Raw genomic sequence first — 5,763 nt, forward strand, 5'->3', positions numbered from 1 at the left:
GGAATGTTTGTCCGGCGGCGTCCTACTCTCCCACAATCTTTCGGTTGCAGTACCATCGGCGCTGGCAGGCTTAACTTCCGGGTTCGGTATGGGACCGGGTGTTTCCCTGCCGCTGTGGCCGCCGTAACGCTGTGAGGCGTCATCAGGGTTTCCAGCTGGTGCTGGATGGGATGTTCGTATCGATAGTGGACGCGCAACGCAAGTAGGTGTGCTGGTGTTGGGGTGTGGTGTTGGTAGGGGGTTTGTATGGCAAGCCCTCGGCCTATTAGTACCGGTCGGCTGGGCATTGCTGCTGTACACCTCCGGCCTATCAACCCCATGGTCTGTGGGGGGCCTTAACCAACAAGTTGGTGGGAAACCTCATCTTGAAACGTGCTTCCCGCTTAGATGCGTTCAGCGGTTATCACTTCCGAACGTAGCCAACCAGCAGTGCCCCTGGCGGGACAACTGGCACACCAGAGGTTCGTCCATCCCGGTCCTCTCGTACTAGGGACAGCCTTTCTCAAGTTTCCAACGCGCGCGGCGGATAGGGACCGAACTGTCTCACGACGTTCTAAACCCAGCTCGCGTGCCGCTTTAATGGGCGAACAGCCCAACCCTTGGGACCTACTCCAGCCCCAGGATGCGACGAGCCGACATCGAGGTGCCAAACCATCCCGTCGATATGGACTCTTGGGGAAGATCAGCCTGTTATCCCCGGGGTACCTTTTATCCGTTGAGTGACCACGCTTCCACATGCCGTGGCCAGATCACTAGTTCCGACTTTCGTCCCTGCTCGACATGTCTGTCTCACAGTCAAGCTCCCTTGTGCACTTACACTCGCCACCTGATTGCCAACCAGGCTGAGGGAACCTTTGAGCGCCTCCGTTACCTTTTAGGAGGCAACCGCCCCAGTTAAACTACCCATCAGGCACTGTCCCTGAACCGGATCACGGTCCGAGGTTAGACATCTAGTTCGACCAGAGTGGTATTTCAACGATGACTCCACACACACTGGCGTGCATGCTTCACAGTCTCCCACCTATCCTACACAAACCGAACCAAACACCAATACCAAACTATAGTAAAGGTCCCGGGGTCTTTCCGTCCTGCCGCGCGTAACGAGCATCTTTACTCGTAGTGCAATTTCGCCGAGTCCATGGTTGAGACAGCGCCCAAGTCGTTACTCCATTCGTGCAGGTCGGAACTTACCCGACAAGGAATTTCGCTACCTTAGGATGGTTATAGTTACCACCGCCGTTTACTGGGGCTTAAATTCTCCGCTTCACCACCGAAGTGGCTAACGAGTCCTCTTAACCTTCCAGCACCGGGCAGGAGTCAGTCCGTATACATCGTCTTACAACTTCGCACGGACCTGTGTTTTTAGTAAACAGTCGCTTGGGCCTGGTCTCTGCGACCCTCCCCGCTGCCCCTGGTAAACAGGATGACGGTTCGGGTCCCCCTTCTCCCGAAGTTACGGGGGCATTTTGCCGAGTTCCTTAACCATGGTTGTCTCGATCGCCTTGGTATTCTCTACCTGATCACCTGAGTCGGTTTGGGGTACGGGCGGCGCATGACTCGCTAGAGGTTTTTCTCGACAGCATAGGATCACCCACTTCCCCCATACGGGGTCGGCATCACGTCTCAAGCTCGTCATCAAAGACAGGGACCCGGATTTGCCTAGGTCCCGCCCTACACGCTTACCCACGCACAACCATCGGCGTGGCTGGGCTACCTTCCTGTGTCACCCCATCGCTTGACTACTACCGGATCGGATCCCACGCTCCACCCACCACCCACACAACCCGAAGGTCATGCGGTTACGGAGGGCTTCGGGTGGTTAGCATCACCGGCCTCGTCATGGGCGTCATGTTGCCGGTACGGGAATATCAACCCGTTGTCCATCGACTACGCCTGTCGGCCTCGCCTTAGGTCCCGACTTACCCAGGGCAGATTAGCTTGACCCTGGAACCCTTGATCATTCGGCGCACGGGTTTCTCACCCGTGATTCGCTACTCATGCCTGCATTCTCACTCGTGACACCTCCACCACCCATCACCAGATGGCTTCACCGATGACACGACGCTCCCCTACCCACCTGCACACCCTCACGGGCCGTCCATCGAATGAACTAGTACAGATGCCATGGTTTCGGCGGATGACTTGAGCCCCGCTACATTGTCGGCGCGGAACCACTTGACCAGTGAGCTATTACGCACTCTTTCAAGGATGGCTGCTTCCAAGCCAACCTCCTGGTTGTCACTGCGACTCCACATCCTTTTCCACTTAGTCACCGCTTAGGGGCCTTAACCGATGGTCTGGGCTGTTTCCCTCTCGACTACGAACCTTATCGCCCGCAGTCTCACTGCCATGCTCAACGCAACCGGCATTCGGAGTTTGGCTAACGTCAGTAACCTGGTCGGGCCCATCGGCTATCCAGTGCTCTACCTCCGGTGCGCACACACAACGCTGCACCTAAATGCATTTCGGGGAGAACCAGCTATCACGGAGTTTGATTGGCCTTTCACCCCTATCCACAGGTCATCCCCTCCATTTTCAACTGAAGTGGGTTCGGTCCTCCACGCGGTCTTACCCGCGCTTCAACCTGCCCATGGATAGATCACTCCGCTTCGGGTCTCGATCGTGCTACTCAAACGCCCTCTTAGGACTCGCTTTCGCTACGGCTGCCCCACACGGGTTAACCTCGCAACACAACACGAACTCGCAGGCTCATTCTTCAAAAGGCACGCCATCACCTACCCTGTGCAAGCACAGCCAGGCTCTGACGGATTGTAGGCGCACGGTTTCAGGTACTATTTCACTCCCCGCCAGGGGTACTTTTCACCTTTCCCTCACGGTACTGGTCCGCTATCGGTCATCGAGAAGTATTTAGGCTTAACGGGTGGTCCCGCCAGATTCACACACCATTCCACGAGTGGCGTGTTACTTGGGATGCGTCCAACACAGGCCTGCACATACAGCTACGGGGCTATCACCCGCTACGGCACCGCTTTCCAACGGACTTCACCTTCACACAGACTTTCTTACTGCGCCACACACCGGCAGATGCATGAAGAACACTCCCACAACCCCACGACCGCAACCCCTGCCGGGTATCACACGACCATGGTTTGGCCTCATCCGATTTCGCTCGCCACTACTCTCGGAATCACTATTGTTTTCTCTTCCTCCGGGTACTGAGATGTTTCACTTCCCCGGGTTCCCCCCTACACCCTATGAATTCAGATGCAGGTGACTGGACATGACTCCAGCCAGGTTTCCCCATTCGGACACCCCTGGATCACAGCTCGGTTGCCAACTCCCCAGGGCTTATCGCAGGCTCCAACGTCCTTCATCGGCTCTCGATGCCAAGGCATCCACCATGCGCCCTTACACGCTTGCCACACAAACACCCAACCAACACCACACCCGGCACCCATCCCCCAGCAAAACCGGAAGACAGACACCGCACACAGTGCACGGCCGGCGCTCACGCAACCACACATGCAACAACACACCAAGGCGCGCACCGCACAATCAAGCGGCACACGCCCCTACAACACATAGAACAATCACGACACACACAAGACCCGAAACCCCACCCAGACAGACCACACGACGATCACACGGATCACTATCGCCAGGTCATCGCCCGGGAACGGGCTCGAGCTCGCGGCTCGCATTGAACAGACACACTACTTGCTCCAACCCACAGCCAACCCCACAACAGGGTCCGACCACGGGCTGGTGCTCGCGTCCACTATCCACGAATCAAACCACCAAGAAACCAACCAGCCACCACCGATCCGTCCGGACCGGGGCGGGCCTGATGCCTCAGGGCCCAACAGTGCGCTCACCGATGACTCCCACCGCCACCACCCACACCACCCAGAAAGGACAACCCCCTCCGGACGACACCAGATGACGACGACAGATACTTCGCTTGTGGTTCCACTAGGTGACACCCCAACACTGCGGGAGGACATTCGCCCCCCACACGAGGTGCACTCCTTAGAAAGGAGGTGATCCAGCCGCACCTTCCGGTACGGCTACCTTGTTACGACTTCGTCCCAATCGCCAGCCCCACCTTCGACCACTCCCTCCACACAAGGTGGTTGGGCCGTGGGCTTCGGGTGTTGCCGACTTTCGTGACGTGACGGGCGGTGTGTACAAGGCCCGGGAACGTATTCACCGCAGCGTTGCTGATCTGCGATTACTAGCGACTCCGACTTCATGGGGTCGAGTTGCAGACCCCAATCCGAACTGAGACCGGCTTTTTGGGATTCGCTCCCCCTCACGGGATCGCAGCCCTTTGTACCGGCCATTGTAGCATGCGTGAAGCCCTGGACATAAGGGGCATGATGACTTGACGTCATCCCCACCTTCCTCCGAGTTGACCCCGGCAGTCTCCCATGAGTCCCCAGCCACCCGAAGGTGCTGCTGGCAACATGGGACGAGGGTTGCGCTCGTTGCGGGACTTAACCCAACATCTCACGACACGAGCTGACGACAGCCATGCACCACCTGTACACCGGTATCAAAGAGACCCCCATCACTGGAGGCTTCCGGCGTATGTCAAACCCAGGTAAGGTTCTTCGCGTTGCATCGAATTAATCCGCATGCTCCGCCGCTTGTGCGGGCCCCCGTCAATTCCTTTGAGTTTTAGCCTTGCGGCCGTACTCCCCAGGCGGGGCGCTTAATGCGTTAGCTGCGGCACGGAACCCATGGAAAAAGGCCCCACACCTAGCGCCCAACGTTTACGGTGTGGACTACCAGGGTATCTAATCCTGTTCGCTCCCCACACTTTCGCTCCTCAGCGTCAGAACATTCCCAGAGAACCGCCTTCGCCACCGGTGTTCCTCCTGATATCTGCGCATTTCACCGCTACACCAGGAATTCCGTTCTCCCCTGAATGCCTCAAGTCTGCCCGTATCGAAAGCAAGCACTCGGTTAAGCCCAGTGATTTCACTCCCGACGCGACAAACCGCCTACGAGCCCTTTACGCCCAATAATTCCGGACAACGCTCGCACCCTACGTATTACCGCGGCTGCTGGCACGTAGTTGGCCGGTGCTTCTTCCCCACCTACCGTCACCCCAACCAAAAAGCCAGGGCTTCGTCGATGACGAAAGAGGTTTACAACCCGAAGGCCGTCATCCCTCACGCGGCGTTGCTGGATCAGGCTTCCGCCCATTGTCCAATATTCCCCACTGCTGCCTCCCGTAGGAGTCTGGGCCGTGTCTCAGTCCCAGTGTGGCCGGTCACCCTCTCAGGCCGGCTACCCGTCACCGCCTTGGTAGGCCATTACCCCACCAACAAGCTGATAGGCCGCGAGCACATCCCCCACCCAAAAAAGTTTCCACACAACAACATGCGCCGCTGTGTCATATCCGGTATTAGACCCCGTTTCCGAAGCTTATCCCAGAGTGAAGGGCAGATTACTCACGTGTTACTCACCCGTTCGCCGCTCGTGTACCCCCGAAGGAGCCTTACCGCTCGACTTGCATGTGTTAAGCACGCCGCCAGCGTTCGTCCTGAGCCAGGATCAAACTCTCCGTAGAAAACAAAAACAACTACAGACAACTCAAATCCCGGCAACAAACAACTAGCAAACAAACAATTGCCAGAATCATTGCCGAAAATAAAACAAACCCAACAAACCCAACAAACCCATCCAACCAGAACCCCCACCAAACAAGGCAGACGAACCGATCATCAGAGTCGACAGGCCCACAAACAAAAAACCATCGACAAACACACTGTTGAGTTCTCAAACATCAGACGC

Annotated in this window: 3 rRNA genes; all 3 read right to left on the reverse strand. The window is 57.0% G+C overall.

The features are described from left to right. Positions 1 to 9: 9 nt before the first annotated feature. The 3 genes from rrf to ABEA04_RS22910 all read right to left on the reverse strand — a co-directional run bounded on the left by rrf (position 10) and on the right by ABEA04_RS22910 (position 5,539). Positions 10 to 126, reverse strand: a 5S ribosomal RNA gene (gene rrf, locus ABEA04_RS22900). A gap of 119 nt (positions 127 to 245) precedes the next feature. Then, positions 246 to 3,383: ribosomal RNA gene (locus ABEA04_RS22905) — 23S ribosomal RNA — on the reverse strand. A 611-nt stretch (positions 3,384 to 3,994) separates the two neighbouring features. Continuing rightward, a 16S ribosomal RNA gene (locus ABEA04_RS22910) occupies positions 3,995 to 5,539 on the reverse strand. The 16S, 23S and 5S rRNA genes sit together here, the layout of an rRNA operon. Positions 5,540 to 5,763 lie beyond the last annotated feature (224 nt).

It is taken from the genome of Nocardioides marinquilinus (assembly GCF_039543705.1).
In the GTDB taxonomy this organism is placed as follows: Bacteria; Actinomycetota; Actinomycetes; order Propionibacteriales; family Nocardioidaceae; genus Nocardioides; species Nocardioides marinquilinus.